22 protein-coding genes are annotated in these 26,444 nt (G+C 60.2%); 2 read left to right on the forward strand and 20 right to left on the reverse strand.

Annotation, left to right across the window (positions count from 1 at the left end):
• Positions 1 to 1,191: 1,191 nt before the first annotated feature.
• From C471_RS09245 to C471_RS09280, 8 genes are all read right to left on the reverse strand, one after another.
• Positions 1,192 to 1,812, reverse strand: coding sequence for an HNH endonuclease (locus tag C471_RS09245; protein WP_004048483.1), 621 nt, complete (start codon positions 1,810 to 1,812; stop codon positions 1,192 to 1,194).
• Complete coding sequence (locus tag C471_RS09250) at positions 1,802 to 2,383, reverse strand: DUF5806 family protein (RefSeq protein WP_004048484.1); 582 nt, start codon at positions 2,381 to 2,383, stop codon at positions 1,802 to 1,804. Before C471_RS09250 ends, C471_RS09245 begins: the two co-directional genes overlap by 11 nt.
• Before the next feature lie 865 nt (positions 2,384 to 3,248).
• The gene (locus tag C471_RS17425; protein WP_204365935.1) at positions 3,249 to 3,410 is read right to left on the reverse strand and encodes a hypothetical protein; all 162 of its coding nucleotides are present in this window, start codon (positions 3,408 to 3,410) and stop codon (positions 3,249 to 3,251) included.
• 148 nt (positions 3,411 to 3,558) lie between these two features.
• The gene (locus C471_RS09260) at positions 3,559 to 7,398 is read right to left on the reverse strand and encodes an Eco57I restriction-modification methylase domain-containing protein (protein WP_004048486.1); all 3,840 of its coding nucleotides are present in this window, start codon (positions 7,396 to 7,398) and stop codon (positions 3,559 to 3,561) included.
• A 93-nt stretch (positions 7,399 to 7,491) separates the two neighbouring features.
• The gene (locus C471_RS17005; RefSeq protein ID WP_152421861.1) at positions 7,492 to 8,238 is read right to left on the reverse strand and encodes a hypothetical protein; all 747 of its coding nucleotides are present in this window, start codon (positions 8,236 to 8,238) and stop codon (positions 7,492 to 7,494) included.
• Positions 8,239 to 8,329: 91 nt separating this feature from the next.
• Positions 8,330 to 8,584 carry a hypothetical protein gene (locus C471_RS09270; RefSeq protein WP_004048487.1) on the reverse strand — a complete coding sequence of 85 codons (255 nt, stop codon included), beginning with the start codon at positions 8,582 to 8,584 and terminating at the stop codon, positions 8,330 to 8,332.
• Entirely contained in the window at positions 8,574 to 9,017 is a 444-nt protein-coding gene (locus tag C471_RS09275; protein WP_004048488.1) for a hypothetical protein, read from the reverse strand. The genes C471_RS09270 and C471_RS09275 overlap by 11 nt, the downstream gene beginning before the upstream one ends.
• Positions 9,018 to 9,389 carry a hypothetical protein gene (locus C471_RS09280; protein WP_004048489.1) on the reverse strand — a complete coding sequence of 124 codons (372 nt, stop codon included), beginning with the start codon at positions 9,387 to 9,389 and terminating at the stop codon, positions 9,018 to 9,020.
• A gap of 131 nt (positions 9,390 to 9,520) precedes the next feature.
• Here C471_RS09280 and C471_RS09285 point away from each other — a divergent pair, with 131 nt between their 5' ends.
• Entirely contained in the window at positions 9,521 to 9,748 is a 228-nt protein-coding gene (locus C471_RS09285; RefSeq protein WP_004048490.1) for a hypothetical protein, read from the forward strand.
• A gap of 238 nt (positions 9,749 to 9,986) precedes the next feature.
• Here C471_RS09285 and C471_RS09290 read toward each other — a convergent pair whose 3' ends face one another.
• The 6 genes from C471_RS09290 to C471_RS09305 form a co-directional block, all read right to left on the reverse strand.
• Positions 9,987 to 10,799, reverse strand: a complete 813-nt coding sequence (locus C471_RS09290; protein ID WP_239638645.1) for a hypothetical protein — start codon at positions 10,797 to 10,799, stop codon at positions 9,987 to 9,989.
• 224 nt (positions 10,800 to 11,023) lie between these two features.
• A complete protein-coding gene (locus tag C471_RS16360; RefSeq protein ID WP_004048492.1) occupies positions 11,024 to 11,659 on the reverse strand; it encodes an ArsR/SmtB family transcription factor in 636 nt (211 codons plus the stop codon).
• A gap of 178 nt (positions 11,660 to 11,837) precedes the next feature.
• Positions 11,838 to 12,518 (reverse strand): GNAT family N-acetyltransferase, encoded by a 681-nt coding sequence (locus tag C471_RS09295; protein ID WP_004048493.1) that lies wholly within the window; start codon positions 12,516 to 12,518, stop codon positions 11,838 to 11,840.
• A 100-nt stretch (positions 12,519 to 12,618) separates the two neighbouring features.
• Positions 12,619 to 13,296 (reverse strand): ribonuclease H-like domain-containing protein, encoded by a 678-nt coding sequence (locus C471_RS09300; RefSeq protein WP_004048494.1) that lies wholly within the window; start codon positions 13,294 to 13,296, stop codon positions 12,619 to 12,621.
• Between the two features lie 248 nt (positions 13,297 to 13,544).
• Positions 13,545 to 13,826: a hypothetical protein gene (locus tag C471_RS17010; RefSeq protein WP_152421862.1), complete on the reverse strand. Its 282-nt coding sequence runs from the start codon at positions 13,824 to 13,826 to the stop codon at positions 13,545 to 13,547.
• 527 nt (positions 13,827 to 14,353) lie between these two features.
• Positions 14,354 to 15,601, reverse strand: coding sequence for a Cdc6/Cdc18 family protein (locus C471_RS09305; protein ID WP_004048495.1), 1,248 nt, complete (start codon positions 15,599 to 15,601; stop codon positions 14,354 to 14,356).
• Between the two features lie 987 nt (positions 15,602 to 16,588).
• Between C471_RS09305 and C471_RS09310 the strand changes: the two genes are divergently transcribed.
• The gene (locus tag C471_RS09310; RefSeq protein WP_152421863.1) at positions 16,589 to 18,214 is read left to right on the forward strand and encodes a hypothetical protein; all 1,626 of its coding nucleotides are present in this window, start codon (positions 16,589 to 16,591) and stop codon (positions 18,212 to 18,214) included.
• Positions 18,215 to 18,741: 527 nt separating this feature from the next.
• Here C471_RS09310 and C471_RS09315 read toward each other — a convergent pair.
• The 6 genes from C471_RS09315 to C471_RS09345 form a co-directional block, all read right to left on the reverse strand.
• Positions 18,742 to 20,781, reverse strand: coding sequence for a hypothetical protein (locus tag C471_RS09315; RefSeq protein WP_160163137.1), 2,040 nt, complete (start codon positions 20,779 to 20,781; stop codon positions 18,742 to 18,744).
• A gap of 574 nt (positions 20,782 to 21,355) precedes the next feature.
• Positions 21,356 to 22,855: a hypothetical protein gene (locus C471_RS09325; protein ID WP_004048499.1), complete on the reverse strand. Its 1,500-nt coding sequence runs from the start codon at positions 22,853 to 22,855 to the stop codon at positions 21,356 to 21,358.
• Positions 22,856 to 23,198: 343 nt separating this feature from the next.
• Entirely contained in the window at positions 23,199 to 23,945 is a 747-nt protein-coding gene (locus C471_RS09330) for a hypothetical protein (RefSeq protein WP_004048500.1), read from the reverse strand.
• A gap of 523 nt (positions 23,946 to 24,468) precedes the next feature.
• Positions 24,469 to 25,500 (reverse strand): hypothetical protein, encoded by a 1,032-nt coding sequence (locus C471_RS09335; RefSeq protein ID WP_004048501.1) that lies wholly within the window; start codon positions 25,498 to 25,500, stop codon positions 24,469 to 24,471.
• The gene (locus C471_RS09340) at positions 25,500 to 26,099 is read right to left on the reverse strand and encodes a hypothetical protein (protein ID WP_004048502.1); all 600 of its coding nucleotides are present in this window, start codon (positions 26,097 to 26,099) and stop codon (positions 25,500 to 25,502) included. Before C471_RS09340 ends, C471_RS09335 begins: the two co-directional genes overlap by 1 nt.
• 6 nt (positions 26,100 to 26,105) lie before the next feature.
• On the reverse strand, positions 26,106 to 26,339 hold the full coding sequence (locus C471_RS09345) for a hypothetical protein (RefSeq protein WP_004048504.1): 234 nt from the start codon (positions 26,337 to 26,339) through the stop codon (positions 26,106 to 26,108).
• Positions 26,340 to 26,444 lie beyond the last annotated feature (105 nt).

Genomic DNA, 26,444 nt, shown 5'->3' on the forward strand with positions numbered 1-26,444 from the left:
CGGCGTACCGCTTCAACGGCCCGATGACGGGCTCGGGGAGTGACGCCTCCTTCCACTCGCGACTCTTCCGGAACACCGTGACGCTGCTGTCCGTGAACGACACGTCACGCCACCGGATGCCGTTGCGGCCCTCGCGGTCCTCCTTCGGCGCGGAGAGGAACTCTGACCCACGCAGGCCGGTGTAGGCGACGACGTACACGAGCGCCTGTTCGCGACACCGCTGGTAGGCCTCGAACCGCGCTCTCTGTTTGGCCTGCCACGTCTCGCTCTCCGGGTCGCCCCGGTCGGCGTGGGAAACCTCGATCGCGCCGAGGGCGTCGAACGCCTCGGAGACGCGCCGGTCGACGAACTGCGTGATCAGGTCGCGGTGGATCGGCTCCCANGCGTCGAACGCCTCGGAGACGCGCCGGTCGACGAACTGCGTGATCAGGTCGCGGTGGATCGGCTCCCACGCCTGCTGGTCGCCCGGTCGGCGCCCGTCGTTCTCCGGAAGCGGGTCTTCGGCGTCGGACTCGCGGGCGTAATGCCGCGGGATGTACCCCTGCGCGTGCGCCCACCCACACCACGAGGCGACGTGCGCGTAGTAGGTGAGGACCGTCCCGGCAGCGTAGCCCGCGGTCGAGAGGTACCGCGCGTAGTCCGAGAAGACCGTCGTGTCGAGGTCTGCGAACCGGACGGTGTCGCCGTCGACGACGCCCGCCCACGACTCCGGCGGCGAGGCGTTCGCCGAGTCGGCGGTCTCGCCCAGACACCAGCGCCGGAATCGATGCAGCTCGCGCTCGGCGTCAGTTCGGTACGCGCCCTGCTCGCCGGCGTCGCCCTTCCCCTTGTCCGTGAGGTACTTCGTGAACGTGTCGTCGATCGCTGTCTCGACGGAGCGGCGGCCCGTCATTGGCCCTCCGTAGTGTGGGGGTTGTGCCGTCGGAACGCCACTCCAGCAGCGCCGATCGGGCTGGAGCGGGCGTCGATGGAAGCGTCGGCCATGATTCTGATTCTGCCTCGTTTGGGGCCACGGGTGGGGGCCACTAAGAGTTTACTCTGTCTTACTCAGGTAAGACGATGTAACGTATTCGGGACTATTTGCGGGACTGTTTCGTCAGAAATCCCGATTTCGGTGTTCTGGCGGTTCGTACCTCCGGTCAAGAATCTCATAAACCGTATGTCGCTAATATAGAATACAGGCGCTCTCGCTTAGGCTCGCGAGGGTTTGAGCCACGCCTCTCGCTCGGCGACCTCGCGAAGCTCCTCACGAGACAGTCCTTCCACGTCAGCGTGGCACTGGAAGCAAACTGTGATCAGGTTCGAGAGGGCGTGACGGTCGTCGGGGTTGGAGAACTGGTCTCTCGGGATGATATGGTGGACTTCCAGCGATTGTCCGGTGAACTCTACGTGGTGCGCGTTCCGGATGCTACAGACCTGACAGCGGTGATTATCGCGTTCGAGCGCCTGCATCCGGCGCCGTTTCCACAACCGCGTCTCGCCCGTGTGACCGCCGCCTCGGTACGAGCGACCGGCCGGCAGATCGCGATCCCACGGGTCGACGCGCTCGGTAAACTCGGGGAGCCCCTTCGCGCTCGGATCGGCTTGTCGACGCTCCAGTTCTCGACGAAGGCCGGCGATCGGGTCGTCGTCGGTCACGTCCCGCAGGCCGGCGAAGAGGTCGACCGACTCGCCAGCGTCCATCGAGGAGCCGCACTCGGGGCAGGCCGCCGGCTCGCCACGCGAACGCCACTCGTGGGCGCACTCGCCGCAGGTATTGTCGAACGGCGAGCCCCACGCGATCCCGTTCCGGGCGTCGCGATCAGTCCGCACGGTCGCCTCCGTTCTCGGGTTCGGCCGGCTCGTCAAACTCTTCGGTGAGCGCGCGACTCGCTTCCCACACGCTCGCCATGGCGTCAGCAACCGCGTCGTCGGCCTCCGGGTTGTCCGCCGGAGGATTGCCCGTCTCGACTTCAATCAGCGTCTCCGCCGTCTCACGCGCTTCCTCGACCATTGCTTCAATCTCTTCGATCGAATACCGCCCCGAAAGGACGGCGTAGAAGAACGTGTTGGCAGCCGTCTGCGCTTTCTCGTCGTACGAGTACCGTGCCTGATTCACGGCCTGCGGCGAGTAGGTGTCCGTCATGAACGGGACCAATTCGGGAAGGTTCTCACCGATGAACGTCATCCGGACGCCCGTCTCGGTCTCGAAGTCGCGGCAGAGACACGCGATCGCCCACTCGCGAGCCGTGATCGTCGTGTACTCGCGAAGGAACTCGTTGGCAACGTCGTACTCGACGCTGTCGATCCGGGTGAATCGCTCGTACTTTCCCGGCTCGTCGAGGTCGGGGAGCTGGTCGTCGACGCCGTCCGCGTCGCCGCCGGTGCGCTCGGCGTCACTCATCGGAACCACCTGCGAGCGCGGAACTGCGAGCCGAGCCGTCGCTGATCGTGGACTGTGCCTTCCGGGACCCACCGCTGCGGTGGCGACCCGAACTGTCTTTACCGGAGGGGTAATTCGTACTCATGCCGTTTGCGCGGCAGGTCGGGGGCGTTCCTGCGCCCGCGGCCATTCTGAGACCAGTATCCTGCTCTCGTGGCCGACTTCCCGCCTTAGTTACACCGACGCCCCGGCGCCCCTTAACCCCCGGTTAACCGGAGTGAAAGTGAAGGGGTGGGTGCCGATCGAGGGCGCCGTAGAGTTGTCACTTGCCCCTTTTACCTGCGAGGACGGGCTCTGGATAAACGCGCCCGTAGTAGGCCAGCACGACCAACACGACCCACAATCAGCCAGCAGTCCGGTGCGCTCGGCGGTCACGTCGACCGCGGGGGAGTACCGAAGGCGACTCGCTCAGTAGTCTCGAAAACCCGTTGTTGTGACGAGACGCCGCGTGCCGCCACACGCGATCGTCAGTGACGCGCGACCGAGGCGACCGGAACAACGTCGAGGGAAAACTCGCCGTCGACGGCGCCGGCGACGCGCCCGGAACGCTGTCACGAGTGGCGATCCACGATCTACAGCGAGCCCCTCTTGATCCGGCAGAAAGCGTCGCGGTGCAACCCCGACGACGCCGTTGCCGGCGCTCGTGCGGATGGGATCGCGCATGGTGGGCAGTCGCAGTCGTGCGGTCGGGGCGGGTGTTTCTACGTGGTGAGGTCGACGTGTACGGTGTCGAGCGTGGTGTCGGCGTGGACCCTAACTCTTTAAGACGATTCCGTGAATAGACAGAATTGGTTGTAGGTGGAGACGCCCTAGTTGGCGCGCTCCACTACCTCACCCCGATGAGCCGCGCGGCCAGCATGACGATCTCGGCTGTCATCTTGATCGTCCGCAGCACGTCGAGGGTGTGCGGAGACTCGTCGTCCCCGTCCGACTCGTCGTCAGTGTCGGCATCGTCGGCCGACTCGATCTTGTCATCGTTGCCACTCATGAAGCGGGCTGATGCGAGGAACAGGAACGAACGGTGGTTGTAGGCGGAGACGCCCCGTTCCTCGTGCACAACCCTATGGCGCTATCACCTAAAAAGGCACCCGATCGGACCGGCACGGAAACGCCGATATCGAGTAGTTGGTAGGTCGCTACCTGCCGGCCAGCTCGTCGTACTTGTCGAGGACCATGTCGAGGTACTCGTCAGTCATCCGACGGGGGTTCTGGACGGTGTGAAAGTCGTCGAGGATGAACGCAACCTGATCGCGATCGAGTCCGTACGCGTGGAACGCACCAGCATCAAGTTCGGCCTGGAGACGCTCGCGTTCAGACTCGTCCGTCGCGGCTTCGATATCGAGTCGATCACGCATCTCCGCGAACGCGTCGCCGTAGCAGTTGAGCTTCGCCGCACGAGTCCAAATGTGCTCAAACCACTCGTCTCCAGCGGTGAGGCGGGGGACCTGAGACTCTGTTATTTTGTACATGACAAGGTTGCTATCAACTTTTGTCCTCATCAGAAAGTCAAACGGGATGCTGTTTATTGCTCCAAGAGCGTAGAATAACTCCTCATCAGAGAAAATGCGTTCGTAAACAGAATGGAGTGGAGACTCTGATAAATCGTCCTCTTGCGGATTGATTTCGAACAGCTCGAATGTGTTAATCGCATGGTGGCACACAATACCGGGAGGCAATACAGATGCGATCATTGTCCGTTCATCCGAAGAACGTGCGATATTGCGGATTACAATACGGTAATCGGTACAATCTAAAAGTACATCAGATGGGTTAAGCGGTTCACCCCTGCGATCTTCTAGGAGATCATTCACAAAACTAACCTGAGATCCGCTCCCATCAAACGCGTCATAAAGCCTGCTCTTGAGTCCCCGAACTTTCTTTTCTCGGATCCTTCTCTTCGCACTTTTTTCAGGGTTGGTGTCCTCGTCGACACTCCAAAACTCAGGAGATTCAATTTCGAAGAATGATGGATCATACTGGAATTGGAATATATTGCTTCCACCATACACAGGGTAGTCGCCAGACGACTCAGTTTCAACAAAGCGGTCTGAGTCGTTTGTACGGTCTAATTCTCGATACGGAGAGCAATACCACGGTGAGTTCTCAGATTCACCAATTGGAGAATGTGAGAGAATTGTGTCTAATACGCCAACTTCAGCCTGTTCGTTAATATATGGAAAGATACGAGCTTCGGGAGAGTATTCGCGGAGGACCCTCCGAGAGAGAATGAGTGCTTGTTCCTCAAAGTTTTCTAGAACTTCAGTCCCGATTTGCTGGAAAGTTGCCTTGAGTTCATCGGTTCGCCCGGAATTTTTGAATGCAATAACACCAAAGTTGTATCGTGTGTCTATTTCATCAAATATTCCTCTGTTTTCAAATGTGACAAGCGAATTAATAGTTGTCTCATCCAGTAAATGCATACGGAGATCCTTGGTTGAAACACCATTGAAAATCGCACCAGGAAGAACTTGAGATACATGCCCACCATCTTTTGCTAGTTGGAAAATACGCTCTAAGAATAGAGCAGAGAGATCGTTTTCGGTACCCTGTGTCTTGCCAGCAATCGAGGGGTGCTGCATCTGGTAGTCAGGAGATTCATGGAAATATTGTGTTACAATCTGGATTTCATGTTTGTAATTTTCCCACCCCTGTCTAATCTCACTGTCTTCAAGGAGGCTGTCTTGGCGCTCCTGTTTAGCTTCGGGCAGAAGCCCGGAGAATGATTCATCATATCTTGTAAAGTAGTCATCTCGATCAGGAGTAAGCATATCCCACGGCGGATTCCCCACGATCACGTCGAAGCCGCCTTCGGCGTACACCTCTGCAAACTCTAACACCCAGTGGAACGGCGTATAATTGTCAAGATCGTCTTCGGTAACGTCGTCGACAACGTCCCGAAAGTCCTCCAGAATCTCGTTGTCGAGGTCGGCACGATACTCCTCTAACAACTCGTTCGCGTTCTGACGGTGCTGCTCGGCGCGCTCCGGGAACGCATGGTACTCTTCGTGAAGTTCTATCTCCTCGATCACATCCTCATACCGAGACCGAACGCTATCCTCGCTCCACCGCTCGAACGTGGCGACGCCGTCTTCGGTCTCCTCGGGGAACCCGACGTAGCCGATCAGCGAGTTTCCCTGTCGAACGTTGAACGTGATATTCGGGAGCGCCAGCTCGTCGGTGTCGAGTCGTTCCACGTCCTCGGCCTGCAATTCGGCGACGAGCGAGAGCCACAACCGGAGCTTCCCGATTTCGACAGCCGGTTCCATAATGTCGACGCCGTAGATATTGTTCTGGACCGTCGCCTGCTTTACGCGGTGTCGGTTCGGATACTCCTCAGTTTGCGCCCATAGCTCCTGGCGAATGTTGGTGATTTCCTCGACGACAGACGTGAGAAAGTGCCCGCTCCCCATACTCGGGTCGACGACGTAGAAGTCGTCCACATCGGCGAGCAATTCCGTGATCAGATTCGTAGAGCCGGGGAGGGCGTCGATCAGCTCGTACAGCGTCTCGTACTGTCGCAGTTCGGCCTCGGGCCAATCGCGCTCCTCCATGAGCACGGCCTCGAAGCGTTCTTTCAGCGCCGGTCGGACCGTCTGTTCGGCGCTAAATCGGGTAATTTCTTTCGGGGTGTAGTACGCGCCCAGATCGGCGTTCTGGTCGCCGGGATCGGTCGTGAGGTAGTTGATCGTCTTCTCGAAGACCGAGCCGAGGACGCTCGGGTCGATATCCGTCGGGCCACCGTCCGCGGAGAATTGGTAGCGTTCGAGCAGATTGATTATCGAGAGGAGGACGGAGTCCTGTACGTCGAACTGGCGCTCGTCCACGTCGGAGTCCGAGTTAAGCTCCGGACGGAAGAGCCCACCATTCAGGTAGGGAATCTCGGCGTAGAGGTCGATATCGGAGACCTGATCGGAGCGTTCGTCGGGTTTGACGTTGAGTACATCGTAGAACAACGGATCGAAGAACGACTTGTAGAGCGACTGCGGGTAGATACCGTCCTCGTACGTCTCGACGATCGTGCTCAAGAGCCCCGGACGGACGATTTCCTTGTCTTCAAGGAATTTGATGAAGATGAGGCGGTTCATCAGGTCGACGGAGAACAGCCGAGTTTCGTCGCCTGTTGCGTCAGAAGGTGGTTGGACGCCATCACCCACCAGCGATCGCGCACGGCGTTCGTCTTCGCCCTCAGCGACGCCGAACACGTACTTGATGTAGTCGTCGTAGAACTCGTCCGTTATCGCTTCCTGCTTCTCCTTGATGACCTCCTGGGCGTCGTCGACGATCGACCGAAAGTTGTCGTATGCGAAGGTGCGGATGAGTGTCGCAATTCGCTCGCGATCGTCGTCGGTGACGGCGTCCGTTGGTGACGCAGTTCCCGTGGTCGCGTTTTCGTAGAGCGTGAGAAAGACCGGGCGGAGGTCGACTTCGGAGATGACGTTGTGGGTGTACGAGTCGGCGTCGTACCGGATGAAGATCCACCGGATGCCGTCCGTCGCGAACCCGTAGTCGGACTCAAACTCGCGCTGACTGAGCCACGATTTGACCTGATCGAGCCCGTGACCGCGATTTTCGAGCGGCTTATTCAGCGGCTCGGCTTCGATCAGCAGCCGCGACGAGTCGATATTCGGAATATCGCGTAGCGAGACTGCGTAGTCCGCCTGTTCGCCACGGGTCGTCGAGAAGTCGCCGGCCTCAGAGCCGTAATCAGTGTAGCCGAGTGTGTTCAACAGCGGTTCGATCACGCGGTCCTGTGTGATCGGTTCGGGATCGAGGCGGTCCTGAGAATATTCCGACTTGAGGATGTACGAGCCGGGGTCAGAGGTAAACACGCCGTCGAGAATGTCGTCGTCGATCTGCTCACGAAGCCGACTGATCGAGTCGGCGATCGTCTCGATGAGGGCGTCTTCGTCCTCGCGGGTGACCTCGGTCTCGAAGTCGTCAAAGTCAAATTCAGTCTGAACGTCCCGAGCCGACATGGTGGTTGTCCGGTTCTACCGCGGGCACAAGAAAGTATAGAATCAGGTGGGAGACAGCTAGTTCGAGGAACACGGTCAGAGTGGTTCGACTCGCTATTCGTCCAGAGATAGATCAGGGAGATCGAGCGTTTCGGGGATATCTATCGGCACGCCTTCTCGGCCCACAGAATGGAACAGTGGCCGAAACAGCTCCTTCACGTACTCTGTGCGGAGGTCGTAGGTATCCCCGTCCTCCGGATCGTGGGCGGGGAATGAGAGAACCGGCGCTTGAATATAGTCATCAGTCACGGGAGATGTGGGACGGTTCACGTTAAATTGGGCTCCGTCAAATCCAACATACGTAGCAGTCATTAGCACCTTCTGATCCTCCCGTTGGTCAGCAAGCAGCGATAGAACGACCGCCAAATTCCCCGTAATAGCGTTTGTTAGTGAGCCGCCCGAGATGAATTGACTGTTCCCCTTCTCGTAACTTGCACGAGAGGTGATGAACTCAAGCGTGGCATTTTCATATAAACATACCTCGCTACCACCCTTCCCGCGTTCTGGGGCAGGATCAGTTGTAGAAGCTATGCGATCAGTCATTAGTTCTGGATGACGTGGACGACTAGAACCAGAATTAAGACGTACATCACGATCTAATAATTCCGGGACAGGAAACCTCGTTGCTGCCTTTGAAAACGCTAATTTCGGAGCAATATGGATAATCGCGAGCGGATAATTCTCTTCAGATCGCACGTCATGCTCCGGGTCAATACGCTGTTCGTGAAATTCTGCAAATCGTTCGGTATTATCCAGATACTTGTTCCGAATTTCGCGGATAGGGTGTCTGTTCTGGTGCACAACAGAGTGTCACTAGAGAACCAAATTAAATGGTGGCCGTAAGGTGAAAATGAACACGACGACGAACAGATTTGATAGGCCTCATAGTCGTCTACAACTCGTCGTCCCGCCATTCGCCCGTCAGCGGGTGGTCGTACTCGTCGGGGTGGAAGCGCCCCGTCCGCATGACCCAGTGCGAGCCGTTCGCTTCGAGCGCGTCGTCACGGGCGAGCGCGTCATCGAGGAGGTCGCCGACGGCGTCGGCGTCGACGCGATCGTCGTCGCCGGCCAGCTCGCGAAGCTCGTCGCGATCGGCGCCGGGGTGGGCGGCGATCAGGTCGAGGAGGGCTTCGTACTCACTCGGCATCGGTATCGAGCGCCTGTGTCCGGCGCGTCTCCAGTAGGTGTCGCGTCCCGACGCCGGCGTCGAGCGGTGCCATCACGAGAAGGCCGGGCGCGGCGTGACACGGGAGCCCGTCGCCGGCCTGAAAGCCCGTCCCGGTCGTCGGCACCTGCACGCGGTAGCCGTGGCCTGAGTGCTGAATCCGGGTGTCGATCCCGCGGTGGATCGACTCGGTCTCGTTCGCCGCGAGCGCGACCAGCTCGGCGCGGTCGGCCATCGGGACGCGGTCGGTGTCGCGATCGAGCACGAGAATCAGGTCGTCGAACCCGTACGCGACAACCGCGGCGCGGTGTCGGGTGTCGCCGTCGGCGTCCTCCTCTACGAGTCCGGCACTCCGGGCGGGTTTCGTCACTTGGAGCGCGAGGCCGTCACCCGTGTTCGTCAGTTGGTTCGGCATCTACTCGGTCACCTCTTCGACCGTCGCGATCGTCCCGAGCGTCGGGTACTCCCACTGGACAAGTTCGCCGTCCTCGACGTATTGGACCGCAGCACTGAGGATCGGCGTCCCCCAGCCGTCGTCCATCTCGACGACGCTGACTTCACCCATCTCCGTGGCGTATCGATCTGGCTCAAGATTAAGATCCGGTGCGTCGGGAAACTCGATCGTGAATCGAAGGTACCCTTCACCGTACCCCTCCGCAGGATCGTACTCGAAGTCGTCACACGTCACCTCAAACATCCGGTCGTCATCGAGTGTGACGCGATACGTCGAGTGCTCCGATCGGTTCTCGAACAGCGTTTCAGCTACGTCAGCCGTTGAATCATTCATTCGTGGTCACCTGCGCGCCGCGAGTCTCCCCGCTGCGCTTGCTCGTTACTATATTATAGTAACGTAAAAGCGTGCCGGCGCGTGCGGTTGCCGCCCACTTGTTTTTCTTTGCTCCAGCCAAACAACCCGGTATGAGCGATCACACGCCATCGACGGAGAAACCCCTCACAGAGGTCATCGTCGGGATCGTCGAACACAACCGGGGGTACCCGAAGCCGAACATCGGCGTCGTGCTCTCCCACGCCGATCGCGATACAGAGGGGCTGGGCGACGCGCTCGATCAGCTCGTCGAAGAGGGCCGAATCGTCGAGCACAACGGGGGATACTGGCTCCCCGAACACGCACCCGACAACCTGTAGCTATAGCGTTGTTGAAACCCTAAACAGGTAACACATTCTGACTCGGTTCCGGTCAGTACAGGTGAGACACAGAACGCTCAGCACAAATAACCAAAACCACACACCCAGATGGTTAGCACTTACACACGGGGCTCTGTTGAACTCATATTCTTCAGGAATATTCTCCTCTGAAACAGTTGTCGCTGAAGACTATAACAATCCTTGCTGTGTGGAACAGTGTGAATACACTCGTCCTCTGCTAGGACGACTCGTTCGTCGAATTTGTCTCGGTGCCGCAAGCCATGAGCGTTGACAGAGTATTCACTGTGAGTTCTCCCTCAGAATCAATTTCTGCACGTGTTGACGACTGGTTACAGTCAAAGTTTTCGGGCGTCACCTGCTCGCTGGCCGTCATCCCTGTTTCGAGTACATCAACCGATAGCGTGTATGTCCCGCTCTCAGTGAGGGTAATCAGTACTGTACTCTCAGGTTCGACCGTGTAGAGCCCATCAAACTGTGCTGTCGAGTCGCCCTCAACGAGCATTCTGGCCGTCCACGTTTCGTCCGACGGATTCCGGAGCATGAACGTGTGGGTGAACTGCCCCGTATCTGCGGGAATCGGATCGTCACCAAGTGTGTGCGATACGACCTCGTCGGAGGGGGCCGTTTCGGAAACAACACCAGGACACGCCATGCGCGTGGAAATACTCGTTGAGTCGAGTGTACCATCCTCCTGAACGTTGACCGTCGTTTTGGTCACGTTACAGGTGAATTGGTGAGGATCGAGAGTGACTACTTCAGTCGCATCCAACTCGGGAACCGCTACCCGAACGGTGTACGTGCCGAGATCGGTCAGCGACGCAACGATACTCGCGTTTGCTTGGAGCTCCACCGATTCCTCAAACACTGTCTCGCTGGCGGTCGAAATTGTAATTGTCCCGTGATGGGTCTCCTCCGTGGGATTTCCGAATGCGACGTGGTGAGCTGTTCTGAGACCACGCTCTGCGATCGATCCGGTCCCGATAGTTCGCTCAGCGGTGTCACCGGCTTTGATAAGTGTCTGCTCCGACATTTGGTCAGTATCGTCTTGTGTGCTCTCGGAAGTGTTCGATTCTGGTTCAGAGTCTGATTCGGACGATGCGCTCAATGCTGCTTGGGAGGTACAACCCGCTGCTGCTGTTGAGAGGCCAATCCCAGCACTTGCCAGAAACAGTCTACGTTTCATACCCTACCATTAGACGGGGGAGACATCGTCCTATCCCAGATTCAAAGGCATCTTTGAGTCCCAGAAAGCACTCACGCGGGGGTGTGACTCTGTGTTGGACGATACGTCCGCCAGTACCACGTCACAAAGAGAGACAAGATTAGAACAATACTCACTCCCAGAATGAACCCGCCAGGGCCGGTTCCGAACGTAACGAGTGTCTCCCACAGAGTTGGATCCGGCTGTGGAGGTTCTCCGCCCCGAGATACTGGTACGGGTGTTGATACTGACCAGCGTGCGTGAACGATGACACTGACAACGCCGACGATACCGACTGCGCCGAAGACACGACGCAACGCGGTTGTAAGTGACGGGGCTGTTCGTTCTGCTCCCGCAAAAAGGACAAGCGCGCTATTTGTCGGAGCGTACACATCCATCTCGCGCCCTTGCTCGGAATACCACGTCTCAATGACCTCCACTAACTCTGCGTCTTGAAGCCGGTCGAGGTGGTAGCTAATATTCTGTACTGAAGAGTCAATCTCAGCAGCAATGTCCGACGCCGTCGTCGGTTCTTCATAGATCCGATTAAGGATACGACGGGCCGTTGTTGACGCGACTGCCGATAGAATCTGCTCCGCAGATTCGTCTTCAAATTCAATGAGTCTAGGCTCTAATCCGCGATCAGATGCTGATCGGGGTGTAGGTTTTAGAGGTAGTAGTGAGGACATAGTCGTCCTATTTGTTTACGCTCTAATATGACTAATGAAGACTCAAAGAGACGTTTGTGTCTGAGTTGCCGAATTGCGCAATCATGGCTCTGTTGGCACTCTTCAGCGACCGGCTGTTTCAGACGATAGTGTGTCTGAAGAATGGGTTTCAGCAGAGTCGTAGCAGTAGAGTCGTAGCTTACTGACTCTTCGCCCACACGACGCCGGCGCACGTACACGTCGCGTCGTTCGAGGGCAGCGCCCCACACTCCGGACACACGTCGCGATCGCCTTCGTACAGTCGCTGGAACCGCTCCACGGGGACGAACCCGAAGGCCTCGAACAGCGGGCGACTCGTCCGGCCGTCGTGTTCCCAGCCGAACGCGAACGCCATGTCGGCGTCCTGATCGCGAGCCCACCGGAGGCGACGCTCGAACAGCCGGCGACCGAGGCCGAGCCCGCGCCACGACTCGTCGACGACGCCGAACCAGAGCCACGCGTTTCGGTCGCCTACGAGCGCCTCGGCGTCGAACCCGCCGTCGGGGAGACTCTCCATCGTCTTCGCGGGCGTGTCGATCGTCACGAGGCCGCCGCCGATCTGCACGACGCAGTCGCGATCGGACGGGTCGTGCTCGACGACGACACCATACGCGTCGAGATGGTCCGGTTCGGCGTCGACCTCCCAGCCGGCAACGCGACAGAGCGGGTACGGCAGGCGTCCGGAGGAATACCGATCCCCGTGTTCGTACTCGGTGCCGAACCAGCGTGACCAGAGGTGCGCGAGGTAGAACGCATCGCGCTCACCGGCGGCCTCGCGAACGGTGACGTGCCGGAGCGGGTCGTCGACGGCGGTTGTCCCGGTCGGGTGGTCAGCACCCATCGGCCTCACCGCTCGCGACGTGGGACGTGATAGGGGGTTGTGCTCGCATACCCGTTACTGGCCGGTCAGCGGTCAAAAAGCCCGGTCGCGACAACCAGCGCTACGTCTGAAACTCGCCGTGAAGGCCGAGGTGGACGGGATCGAACGCGAGTCCCTGGTCGGCGTAGTACAGCGCGAGGTTCGCTTCAAGGTCGGTCATCAGGTAGTGATCGAGGACGCCCCGGAACCGACTAACCTCCTGATCGTCGCCGGTCCCGAGCGCGTCGAGGAACGCCGGCGCAAACTCCTCTCCGAATCGCGTGTTGTCAATCGGCGCGCCGTTCCAGACGGTCTTCGGAACCGGAAGGTCGTAGCTATCGAGGCACTCTTCGAGCGAGGGCCACTTGTCGTTCGGCCCGCAGGCCGCCTTCCGGTCGGTGAACAGGTCGACGTGGTGGCCGGCTCGATGAAGTTCCGGCGAGCCCGGCGCGGGATCGAAGTGCGCGCTTCGCTTGTAGAGGAAGTCCATGTCGAACCCGACGCCGTTGTAGCTGACGAGCGTGTCGCCGTCGAGGTTATCGATAAACTCGAACGCCCGCTCGACGAGCTTCTGTTCGTCGTCGACACCGCGTTGCCTGCGAGCAAAAATCTCGTACCGAGCTTCACCCCCCGACGAGCCGACCTCGTGCTGGCCGACGCCGATCGCGACCGTCTCGCCTTCGTCGGGGTCGTAGTGGGTCGTCTCGATATCGAACGTCACGAGCTTGTCGTGGTCACCGTAGTCGCCGTCGTACTTCATGCGCTCCGGGGGACCACCCGGATGTATATGAATGTTCGGTGAGACAAGACCGCATTTTTAAGCTATGCGTCATACACGGATCTGTCTCGTCTGCTGCTGTCAGCACATGTCCCGACATTTGCCATGGATCCATAGCAAACTATCGAAGTTCTGATTAGTCGTTGTGTGGGTTCGCACCTCGCGCGCGGATCGGATCCGACTCATATCACGCCGACTTGCACGCTTCGACGACGAGTTCGGCGGGAGAATTACGGCCGATCGAACCCGTAATGAATCCTGTACTCCCCGATTGTTTCGTGAAAAGACACCTCTTTAACCTTCACAACTTGCTCACGATCAAGGTAGGTCTGGAACGTTTCGGTCATTCCCGGCTTAGGGCGATCGTGAAGCTTCTGTACAGACAGAGTGGGTACCCCCTTTTCACTAACTTCATCAGCCGCTTTCTTCGGGCTCGCGTAGCTGAATCCATCGTCTGTAATTGAGTGTACCCAATACCCCATTTGTGGAACCATGTTCGAGTCAACGACCACGATCCGATCGTCGCGAGAGAGGTCATCAAGTCCGTAAATCCACTTGCGATTCGCCTCGTGTGTAATGCTCGCTTTGCGCAAGTGAGTGAGGTCATGGTCTGGAATTGAAGCCTGTTCACCCCTCTTCAACCAGCTGTAGATGCCGTGACAGTAGCGGCACAGAATATAGTGAGGAACCTTGTGACACTGGCTATCGGTTTTTAGATCGCTCCCACAAATATCACAGGTATGAACTGTAGAAGCGTCAAATGATGAGACCTTCCCCGGATTGACCTGATTACGGAGGTGGCGAATATCCCGAATACTCGGTTTCTTTCCCTCACGGAGGTTGTGACATGGTCGGCAAAGTGCAACCTGATTTGAGGGGTCATTGTTGGACGGATCGCCATCCCGGTGGTGTACCTGAAATTCAGTCCGGAGTTGTGACTCCACCCGTCCGCAATCCGGGCACTCGTAGCTCTGTCGGTCGTGGCGCTTCCAGTACGCTCGCCGCGCTTTCTGACGTGAATCTGACTTCGGGATCGTCATTAAATCAGACCGCTCCCACGCTCATCGTCCAGTTTCGTGATCGCGTCATCCTCAGCGAGCCCGTCGATGACGACCTCAGGGCGCGCTGAAAGCGAGTATCGGTAGTGTCGGCCTCCTCGCTGTCCGCGGTTGACCTCCTCCATCTTCGCGACGCCGTTAATCACGAGGTCGTTCAACAGATCGCGAACAGTCCGCGCGGTGACCGTGTCAGTCTCTGCGAGGCGGCAGGCGTGCTCGTACCACGCGTAGAACGCGTCCATCTTCGCTGGCAGTTCTCCCTCGTTATCGAGCGCAAGGAGTGTGTACGCAACGAGTTTTCCCTGCGGCGACAGCGACGCGATCTCGCTGACGATCGCCCCTTGTTGGATTTCTTCTTCGGCGCTCCGGACGTGTTGTTCGGTGACCATGTCCTCGTCACCACTACGCGCCAGATCGCCGGCCGTATATAGCAGATCGAGTGCCGTCCGGGCGTAGCCTGAGCGCTTCGCGGCGAACGCGGCCGTGATCGGGACCACGTCGTCAGTGAGCACGCCATCGTGGAACGCGTCGGCGGCGCGATCTTCGAGAATCGTCCGCAGTTCGTTCGCGTTGTACGGAGGGAAGTGAATCTCGTGTTCACAGAGCGTCGATTTGACGCGTGGATCGAGCGAGTCACGGAACGTTGAGTCGTTCGTAATCCCGATCAGTCCGACCTTCGTGTCGTCGGGATCAACGAACTTCGCGGAATTACGGTTGTTACAGCGTCCGAGTTTGTAGAGGACGTTGTCGCTCGTCCCGATATTGTCGATTTCGTCCAGTGCGATCAGGACGTGCGTGGTGTCGGCGTTACGCAGCTCCTCGAACAGCATATCGTACACGTCGCCCTCGGGATACCCAGTCGTCGAAATGCTCGATCGCGGCGTTGACTCCCGGAGTACGTTCACGAGATTGACGGCGACCTGGTAGCTCGTATTGAGGTCGCGGCACTCCATTTGGACGGCTGTTACGTCGACGCCGTCGACACCCTCGGCGTCTTCGCGAACGCGATCGAGCACGAGGTGGGTGCCGACGGTCTTCCCAACGCCGGTCGGACCATACACGAACACGTTACGCGGTCGCTTTCCGCGAACGACTTCGGAGAACATCTGGAGGTACCGATTCAGCACTTCGTCGCGTTCGAGAATCCGATTCGGGTCGTAATCATCCCGAAGCACGTCCTCATCGAGAAAGATTCCATCCTCGGGCGTAAGGTGACCGAGCTTGTCCATGGCGGGTTCTCACACGGATTGTATATAAAACCGGGGCTTCGACTGTTTCGAGTGACCCCACACAGACACTCCACCGTTTCGAGTGTTCCGGGTAAAACATGGGGCGGGGTCCGTCTCGGGTGGAGATTCTCGACCTTGTGTGACGCCAACATTTATCACGGATGTATGCGTACCACATCCGTAGAACACTTTGCTGTACTTGTGCAGTGGATATAGTTGAGTAGTGGAGACGTGAATCGACCGAAATCGTCAGTGTCGCCTATCCTTGTTCTCTCGAACACTCGAAGCAGTGGAGTGTGGGTGGTTCCGGGGCGCCGTTCGCGAACAGGGCGTCATATCCCAGACGAACTGGAACACGAGGAGGCAGCGGTCGCGATCACTTGAACACTTGAACGAGTGGGGTGTGGGTCGGGCCCACCGTGATACTGAGTCGTCTGAGACACTCGAACGAGTGGAGTGTCGGGGTCCGTCAGGTACTGGTGTCGATCGGCACTGGTTCGTGGTTGAAGACACTCGAAATGGTGGAGTGTCTGAGTATCTCGGGCGGACGGGATGAGCGAGACAATCGCCGCGTCGCGTCCACTTTCACTTCCGGCACGGATCAGGCTGGGGGTTAACTACCCGAGGGCAGTATGGGGACACGCGGCCCACGGGTCGCTCGCGGCACAACCCCTCACGCTCCCTCTGCACGTCGGCGGCGCTTTTCTCGTCGCTGACGTGTGGTTTCTCCTGATCGAGAAGGCGATTGAGACAGCACCGCCTCCACGTCGTCCGATCAGCTCGTCGACGACGCCGTCGCTACAGAATGTGGGTAGTAAGGGGGTGTGCCGGCTAAGCGACAACCCTGCGTTGCCGCACTCGGAGATTTCTGTTCTAATGTGATAAGCGCTTTGGACATTCGTATCACATAATGAACTAATACGTTAACTCGCGTCAAAGTTGTCACTGCCCAAATTTACCGGTGTCAAAGATGACGGAAGGATATCGATGGATAATCCGCGTGACACACTTGATGACGTGCGATTCTCGGATATTGTCAGTGACGGCGCCGATATCCCCGGCGTCGCCGACCGGCTCAAGTCGATCGCCGCCGCCGAACGCGAACAAGGGCGGGACACGACCGTCGACGAGCTCCTCGCACAGAGCCGCCGAAATGACGCCGCGTACCTGATGCCGTCCGATATCGAGAAGGCCGAATGGGTCGCCGACCTCTACGAGCGCGAAGGGCGCCCGGACGAGCACGCACGCGACTTTCACTATCGACTCGTCAGTGGGGAGTACAAGCGTCGAAACGGCGAGCCGTACGTGAACAGCGATACCTGCTGGAAGGAACTGAATGAGGCGTTGAAGTGGGCGCGAATCCTCCAGAAGATCGAGCCGGGCGAGATGGAGAACACGCGGAACCACACCGTGACGCCGACCGCGTTCGACGACGTGGAGCGCCCGCTGCCCGAGTCGGGACCGTCGCTCGATGACGCGAGTGCGGACGTGGAGGTCGACGACGGGTTCCGATCCCCGCGTATCCCGCAGGAGGTCACGCTCGCACGCGGCTTGTTCGACGACGCGGACGAGTTTATCGCGACCGCCGCGAAGATGATCGCCGACCAGACGTTTCGCCGGGTGTACTTCTCCGAAAGCGCCGAACAGCGGTACTACATCGAGGTATGGTGTGAGAAATCGGGTGTCGTGCCCGAGGACCTGGTCGGCGAGTACGGCGCGACGATCCGCGAGTCCGGACAGGGCGAGTTTTCACTCGGCATGGTCGAGGAGGCCGTCACGATTGCGTCGAAACGCGATCAGGACCTCGCGGTGATCGTCGTCAGTGACTATGACGCCGCAGGGGCCGATATCCCTATTTCGGGTGCCAGAAAAATCGAAGTGTTAGCCGCTCTCAAGGGGATTGAGGCCGAAGTCGTTCAGGGCGCCGTGACGAAACAACAGGTCGAGGAGTACGGCATCCCCGGCAATCCGTCGGCGTCGAAGGTGCCGAAGGGGCTGGAGGAGGGGGTTCGAGGCGCGAAAGGCTACGAGACGCAGAAAGAGTTGTTCCGCGAGTACGCCGGCCAGTTCCCGGTCGAACTACAGGGGTTCACGTCGACGGAACCCGAGGCGTTCGAGGACGAACTGGAGGACGCGCTCGCGACGTTCTACGACGCCGACCTCGGCGACCGGATCAAGGCGGAGGTCCGGGAGGCTCGCGAGCGAGCGCAGCGACGACTCGCCGACGCGTTCGCGGAGCACCGCGCGGAGATACAGGACGCACTCGACGAGTTGCACGAGGGACTCGATCGGTACGACGACGAGATGGGGCCGCACGTCGATGCCGCGATCGACGGTCTCGAACAGCTCGCCGCGCAGGAGCAGCGCGTTCGCGAGGAGTGCGAGATTCGCGAGCGTCGCGACCGCGTCGAGAGCGTCGTGGATCAAGTCGATCACCGCGCCGTCGTCGCGGAGGTGGACGTACCCGTGCCTGAGCCCGAGACGCCGGGGGTTGCTGACCCGATCCTCGACACGCGTCGGTCCTTTCTGGAACAGTTGCAGGCGTACAAGCGACACAATATGCGCTCTGGGAGCGACGACGATCGCGACGGCGCCGACGACAGCGCGGAGTAGATCGGCGTCGACAACCGCGGGTGCTAGTCGTTACTATACGATAGTAACGTGTGAGCCGGACGGTGTCGACGGTATCGGTTCCGGTACCGTGTTCGGTATCGCTCGCGGTATCGCAACCAGTATCGGATTCGGTACCGCTGACGGTATCAGTACCGGTATCGCTCGCGGTATCGCTATCGGTACCGGATTCGGTATCGCTATCGGTATCGTGTATGAATGGGCGTCTGAGTCGCTTGCTGTTTGGATTTGCTGTTCTGCCGCTGGCGGTCTGTCGTCGACGACGCCGGTCGCTCCGTGATTGTGGGTGTCTGTGTGTCCTACCGGAAGCAACAGAAACAGCGCGGACACCGTAGTATCATCTGGCAATCTGATATGGGATCGGGCGCGTGATGATTAAGTATTAAGCTGTAGGAGGGTATGCGACGCGAAACGCGAAACAGCAGATACAGAAACAGTATATTCCTTCTCAATCGTAGTCGTTGAGAGCTATATGTGCCGAACACACATTTCGGAGCGCGAGTGAAATTTCAGCCGACAAGCCGATCGAGTTTTGTCCAGTTAATGTCCAGCGCCCGGTGACCGACCTTCGTAATCTCCCACGATTCACCACGACGCTCCAAACAGGTCGCGAAGTCGTGTCGTTCCGATCGCCACCGACCGATCGTTCCTTTCGGAACGCCACTCACCTCAGCGATCCCGTCGAGAGTACGGACTTCCTCAGGATCGGCCCGCATGACTGCGTCGAGTACTTGAAGCATATTGCTCCGCATCCCCTTCTTCGCCTTACCTATCCACGATTCCAGCGGCTTCGGGACGTTGTTTTCGTCAAGGACCCGTCGCTTTTCTTCATCCATCTTCTCATCTTTATTCTCAAGAGAGAGTTCGCGTGACGCCGTGTCTCGGTTGCGAGTCAGCGAGAGATTGCTCGGGATATCGTGCTCGCGTCGGTAGTCGACTGTGGCCTCGCAGAATTGGGTCGGGAGCTGTGTCTGCTGATCGAACTGCTCACGGCTCATGGACACGGGAACGGTGCTCCAGATTTCGTCGAGGAACAGGTGCCACTCACCGTCGTCCGGGAAGTCGTCGGCGTCCGGGTCGATCGGCTTGACGTACCCCGTTCGTGTGTTTACGTACGCCTCTTTGTCTTTGTGTTCGCTGATCCAGCCACTTCCGCGCCCCTTGAACACGTGCGCACCCCACGCCACCGCGTATCGATCACGCCAATGCTCGTCGCCGAGACCGAGTCCGCAGCGCGCACCCCGCCAGTTGATCGGCCAGTGTTCACCACCGTCTTTCACCAGCATACCCCACCCGACATTGAACGACGTGAGCTGTTCCTTTTGTCGTGGCGAGAAGTTGTACGCCTTGTCCAGCGTCATCACCTCTTCTTCGCCGAGTTGGAGCAGTATCTTGAGAGGCATGTTTGTCCGGACAGCTTTGTACACGTCATTCAGTTTCTGCGTCGATCCCAGCATCATAATTCGTCGACTCCCGCCCCGAGTAGCGATTTCATAGACCGTCGCTTGGAGCGCTTTCACCTCCTGCTTGTACTGGGCATTTCCGATCACTGACGGGGCGATATCTTTCAACTCTCGAATTTCCAGCAGTGCCCGCGGCAACCGGGAGTTTTCGTCGCGCTTCCGGAAGATAAGGCGGAGCCACATGTTCAGCACGATGTATTTCAGCGACTCATTGCGCGGTTTGAGGAAATTACAGTTTAGAACTGCGACGCGCTCCTGATCACGGAACACGGCGTCCATATCGAGATTCGTCTCTGCGTTGGGGCCGGCAATGAGTCCTTCACCCGCGAGCATTAGCAGTGACTCAGCCGCGTCATTGAGCGCTTTGTCGGCGTCCATCTCGTAACTCACTTCTCGGACGGATGGATCTGCCTCAACGCGCTCTGCATCTTTCAGCTCACGATCGCCTTGATCATTCTCGTCGAACTCGTCGTCTCGTAGCTCGGTGACCGTGATCGTCGCCTCCAACTCTTCGGCGTAATCCTTGAGACGTTCGACGAGCCCCTCGACGCCGTCGTTATCCTCGATCGTGTTTGAGAGTGCCTGTCCGATCCGTCGCATTGTGTTCGAGTCTGCGGACTTGAGCCCGGCCAGCCGAATAACGTCCATTGGAGTGAGATCGGCAATGTTGATCGTGAAGCGGGTGAAGTTGCTGGGCAGGGTGTCGGGGACGCCTGAGGTCGCCGGGACAAATACCTCGGCGTCGTACGCCTTTGGTTCCTGTCCGAAGTCGTCGAGATTGTCCTTGATGGGCTTCTCGTCGTTCGGGATCGCCGTCATGGGTGTCTCGTTGCGCCCGTCGTCGAGGCAAGAAAACCACTTGTAGCCGTGTTCGTCTTTCAGATTTCCGCAGAGGCTGGTGATTGTCGAGTCTTTTCCCTTCCGCGGGAGTGCGACAACGAGGACGTGTTCACAGTCCTCGTGATTGATAGTTATCTCTTCCTCCATCTCATCGAAGGTCTCGTCTTTCCCGACCCGTTTCCGTCCGATGGGTTTTGGGTCACCCTCGATGGGAGAGGACATGCCCGGAATGTCGAGTTTCTCCAACCTGACGGGGATAAACCGCGTCTTGTTTGCGTACGAGTAGATGTAGCGGAGCGCCTTCGCAACCTGTACCTGCGTCTCAAACTCCTCACGAGGGGGTGGAGTCTGACCTGCCGCCCGGCTGTCTCGGTGGTCCTCGAACCGGATTTTCGTTGAGGCGTCGAGAGTGTCGTCGTGCGGCGCGAGGAGGTCGTCGATCCGGTCGNTCCTCGAACCGGATTTTCGTTGAGGCGTCGAGAGTGTCGTCGTGCGGCGCGAGGAGGTCGTCGATCCGGTCGTCGTGGATCAGGAAGTAGTGGATCGTTTCAAGCACCGCTTCGGCGTCGTACGGGCTATTGCCGGCGAGTGCATCCTCGGCTTCGGCGATCAGGCTACGGACGACTGCCTCGATCGAGCGGTTGTCCTGCTCGACGCGCTCGATCAGACTGTCTGAAATCTGCTTGTCGATCGCTTCGCCGACGCTGATCGAGTCTTCCGGCTGGACGCTGCTGGCGCTACTCGGGTCGTGAGTCTCGGAATCGTTGTTTGCGTTCATGGGTATGAATGTGAAAATCTGCGAGCCGCGGGTGGTCGTCGCTCAGTCCGACAGCGACGCCTCGGGGGCGTGCAGGTCGACCGCGGGCAGGTCGAAGTCCGGCGCGTAATCGGGCTGGTACAGCGACGAGAATTGCGCGTCGGTCGCGATCGCCTCGGGCGTGACGTGCTCAGTCCGCAGGCGGACGACCGACATGGACTTTTGGCCCTCGGTGGGCGTCTCCACGTCGACGTGTTCCTCGACGAGCGCGTACGGCACGACCGACTCGTAGGCGTCGGCGACGAGCCGCGGGTCGTACCCAACGCCGCCGATCCGGTCTTTGTCGCGGCGAATGACGCGGTCGGCGAGGCGGTTCTTCGGCAGTCTGCGCGACGGCGACTCCGCGACCTCCTGAATCACGCGGTCGCGGATTTCGGCTTTCTCGACGGCCTCCTCGTACCCTTCCAGGTTCGGGAGGTACTGCTGGAGGTTGCGCGCGAACTTCTGCTGAATCGTGGGCGGGATCGGCTCGCCCTCGATATGGGCGTGGGCGACCTCGGAGAGCGTCCACGCGAGGCGCAGTTCGTTGTAGTCGGCGTACACCGTCCCGCCGACCCAGCCGTAGTACGCGGTCACGTCGTCGGTCTCGGCCTTCTTCACGAGGACGGCAATGTCGTCGTAACTCGCCTGCTGGCGACTAGAGCGGACGGACTTCGCCCGGCGCCGACGCCAGTAGTGGGCGCCGACGTACCACGCGGAGCCGACGACGAGTGCGGCGGCGCCGATCAGGAGATACACCCAGAGCGCGGCCCAGAACTGCACGAGGACGAGCCCGGCGAGCGTGGTGATGGCCGCCGGGACGGCGAACGACCAGAAGAGGTCGCGTCCGTTGAGCGTGCTCGCCAGTTCGAGGCGACTCAGACGGGCGTGCTCGCTCGGGTCCGCGTTGGCGCGGTCGTCGACCACGAGGTCGGTTTCGTCGGCGGCGTCTGCGCTCTTCTGAGCGGCGTCGACGATGTCGTCGTCGAGGACGTGTGTGTCCCCCCAGTTGATATCGAGCGCGCTGTACGGCGTCTCGAAGGCCGAGAGAATCCGATCGCACGCGGAGTCGACGCTATCCGCCGGGGAGACGACGACCGTCGACGCGCCGTCGGCGGTTTGCGCCTCACTCGCGAGGCGGTGACACGTCTGTTCGGAAAAGCCCGTGCGTGCGGCGGCCTTCTGGGCTGACCGTGAGCGTTGCGTCACGCGGATGACCGCGAACAGCAGCAGGAGGATGATTGCGTAGCTCCAGACGCTCGTTCCGAAGCCGACGAGCTGCTCCATGAACCACGACGAGTCACCGCCGGCGTCGACGCCGGACGAGACCGCGAGGAATCCGGCGCCCGCGAGGACGGCGGTCGCGAGGAGCATGACGATCGCGCCGACGCGCGTCCCGATCGTGTTCGACGGCCCGACCGCGAAGAGGATCAGTCGCTTCTTCGCACGGCTCGGGAGCGAGCGGACGTTGCGCGCCTGATCGCCCAGCCACGGGAGCGCGTGGTCGCGAGCGAGGGTGTGCATCGTCGCGGCGTACGACCGGGCGAGCGTGGACAGCGTTGACGCGAGGTCGGTGAGCGACTCGCGGACGGTCGTCTCCTCCTCGACCTCGACTGGCCCGGCGGGGAGGTTCGGCGCGGTCTCGGGGATCGGGTCGAGGTCGTCGGCGTCGACCGGCTCCGCCGATTCGGTCGCGGCGTCGGCGTCANTGTCTCGGGGATCGGGTCGAGGTCGTCGGCGTCGACCGGCTCCGCCGATTCGGTCGCGGCGTCGGCGTCACCGTCGACGGTCGCCTCGGTGAACAGCCCCCAGTCTTCGTCCCCCAGCGAGTCGTCGCGAGGGTCGTCCTCGGGAGTCTCGTCGGGCATTAGTAGGACGCCTCCTTCTCACGGACCTCTTCGAGCAGGGTCTCGACGGCGTCACGCGTCGCGTCGTACTCGTGGCCGAGCCCGTACTTCGCTTCCATCCGGACGCAGGCGGCGCGGATGCACGTCAGCGCTTCCTGCGGGTCAGCGAGTCGATTCGTCGAGAACGCCTTTGCGAGCCACGAGTCCCGGATGTCGTCGGCGTCGATCGCGGCGATCGCCGGCGCCGTCTCGCCCCCATCGGTGGCGGCGTCGTCCGGGGCGTTGTGTGGCCCGCGCTTCGCCAGTTCGGCGAGTTGGCGCACCGAGTACACGTCGAAGCTATCGCGCCAGTACTGCGCCTGCTGGTCGTTCACTTCGTCCATTTGGCCGATGTACTCCTCGTTCGACGCCTGCACGTGCTCGCGGAACGCCGACCGGAGCTGTTTGTCCTTCCGAGCGGTTTCGCCGGCGTCGTTTTCGATCCGGTCGAGCATCCAGCCGTGTTGCTGTTCGCGCTTGAACGCGGCGAGCGCGAGTGCGATCAGTGCGAGCACCCACGCGAGCGGGTTCTGCACTGCGAGGACGACGACGCCGAACAACTGCTCGGCGCGTTCAACGAGGAACGATTCGATGATTTCGACGCGGTCCTGTTGCCACGAGTGATACTCGATCAGGCCCTCCGGCGTCGCCTCGAACCCGCGCTCCGTGGCGGGCTCTTTCATCTCCTCGATGAGCGACTGGTACTCGGCGTAGTCCGAGGCGGCCACGCTGACGCCCGTCTGTGAGGCGGTGAGGCCGATCGTCTTTGTCGAGCCGTCCGCGAAGAACAGTTCGACCTCGTAGTAGCTCTCGCCGTCCGTCGGCGCGGCGTCGTCCGCGTAATCGACGCGGAGGGTTTGCTCGCCTTCCAGCAGTTGGGCGTCAGCGGCGGACTGCTGGACGCGAGCGCTCTCCGCCGGGGCGGNACCGCGAACGGCCCGGTGGTCGCGTACTCGGCGTCACTGTCAGTGGTCTCGACGCCCATCCAGTCTTCGCCGAACGTCACGGGCGTGACGCGCAGTCCGGCGGCGGTGCCGGGCGTGCCGTCGTCGGCGTATTCGGGTGGCTGATCGGTGGTGAAGTCCGGGTTCTCGCCCGTGCCGTTCGCGGTCGTGTTCGTTGCTGTCGCGTTGCTGTCCGTCTGATACTGGATCGACGGCGACGGTGCGTCGGTGTCGGGGGCTGCGGCCGCCACGCCGGCAGGGAGTCCTGCCGTGAGGACGAGCAGCGCGGCGAGAATGGCTCGGGTGTTCATTGGCTACCTCCGTCGGTCGCGGCGCTCGGCTGCGTGCTGGCGCCGTTCTGTTTGGCGTCGGGAATGTTGACGTGCGTATCGCGTGGGTTCGACTGCGCGTCGGGGTCGGATGACGCCTGACTGATAATGTCGCTGACCTGCTCGATCTTCTGGAGGACCGCCTGTTCCTCCTTGTACTGGCCGCTCTTGAGGCGGCGTTCCAGTTTCTCCAGTTCCTTTTCGAGGACGGCGACGGTCGACTCCAGCGACGTGAGCCGAATGTCCTTCCGGCGATTCGCTTCCTGCATGTCGACGAACTTGTCGTACGACAGCTCGATCGGCGACGAGTAGACGTAATCAGCCTCTACGTCCGGGCTTTGGGTCGGCGTCTGTTCGGCCGTCCGCGTGATCCACTCGTTCTCCCCGATTTCGATCGCGTGCTGGGGAATCTGGTGTTTGATCGGCTTCCCTGGTGCGCGGTGGGTGCCGTCGAGGGTCGCGTCCTCGGCGACGTGTTTCGTGCGGCGGAACAGGCCGAAGACTCTGGTTCGGGCGTACTCGGTGACGACGGCGTTGCCCTCGGTGTCGGCCTCCATGCTACTGACGTTGATCGGGACCGACTCCGTCTGTACGTCACCGCTCTCGGTCTCGTAGACGACGTGGTGGGTGCCGACCGACTGTTGGGCCATGTTGACGCCGATAATCCCCACGACGGCGCCGACGGCCACCTGTCCGCCCGTGATGAGTTGGTCGGCGAACATCACCTCCGCCGGCGAGCCCGTCCGGATCGTCTGGAACGCGAAGATACCCACGATGAGGAAGATCCCGCCGATCGCACCGAAGAGCACCTTCGCCGTCATGCTCAGGCCGCTCGCCCGAGCGCGAATCGGGATCGAGGAACTGCCTTTGACGTGCTCGGCGTCGGGGTCCCCGTTATCGATGTGTTCTGTGGCGTCGTCGAAGTCCTCGCGCATCTTCCGCCGAGTGTACCAGAGCGCGAGGAGGATGACCACGACGGCGATCGTGACGGCCGCGATCGTCTCGATCATCAGTAGGCCCCTCTGTCATCGTCGTCCTCGGAGAGGTCGACCTGTATCTCGGCGCCGGGGCTGTCCATCATGCCCACGTCGACCTCGATGCTCAGGTAGATATCCCAGCCTTCGTCGACGAGCCCCTCGTACCGCGTCTCCCACTGCGTGATCCACGCCGGGATGCGGTGACAGTCGTGCAGCGTCGCGAGCCCGCGAATCTCCCGTTTGAACGTCGCGCCGTCAGTGGCGGACTCGGAGATTCGATCGAGCTCTTCTTGCGGCGAGCGCCAGGTAATGATCGGGCACCCACCGCCGTAGTGCGGGCACCCCTCGCAGGCGTCGGGGAACGCGTCTTCGGCGTTCTCGACGCGGTCGTGATCGTACATCCGGTACTCGGCCTCCATCTCGGAGAGTTGGTGGTCGATGTAGTCCGAGACGGTGCTCGCGGGCACCTGCAAGGATTTTTGGATCCACCGCACGGCGCGGCGTTTCAACTCGTCATCCTGAATGTGCTTGACGCGACGCTGGAGCGTGTCACGCAGCCATTCGAGGTTGGATTCGAGCCCGGAACTGTTCAACTCGTCCAGATCGAAGTCGTCGGGTGTCTGGGTACTCATGTCTGATTAGTCGTCGGAGGGCGCCGGGATCGACGTGCGGACCTCGGCGTCGATCGCGGGGAGGTCGAGTGTCTCGCGGTCACACGTTGGCGGGGTGATCACGACGGCGTCGTCGACGACGCGGACGACGTACGGGTCGTGCGGGTCGAACGGAAACGCCGAGTCGCGAGCGGTCGCGACGGAGATGTAGAACTGTATCGCGCGGTTGACGGGCGTCACGCGACCGGCGTCTTGAAGCATGGTCGATGCTGGACTGACGGTCGGTGGCTGTACGAGTCGCTGGGTGGGTGTGTACTGTGCATATCGTGAGGAATCAGGGCGCTACGGCGATTGTAAGGCGCTTAC

Source organism: Halorubrum saccharovorum DSM 1137 (assembly GCF_000337915.1).
Lineage (GTDB): Archaea > Halobacteriota > Halobacteria > Halobacteriales > Haloferacaceae > Halorubrum > Halorubrum saccharovorum.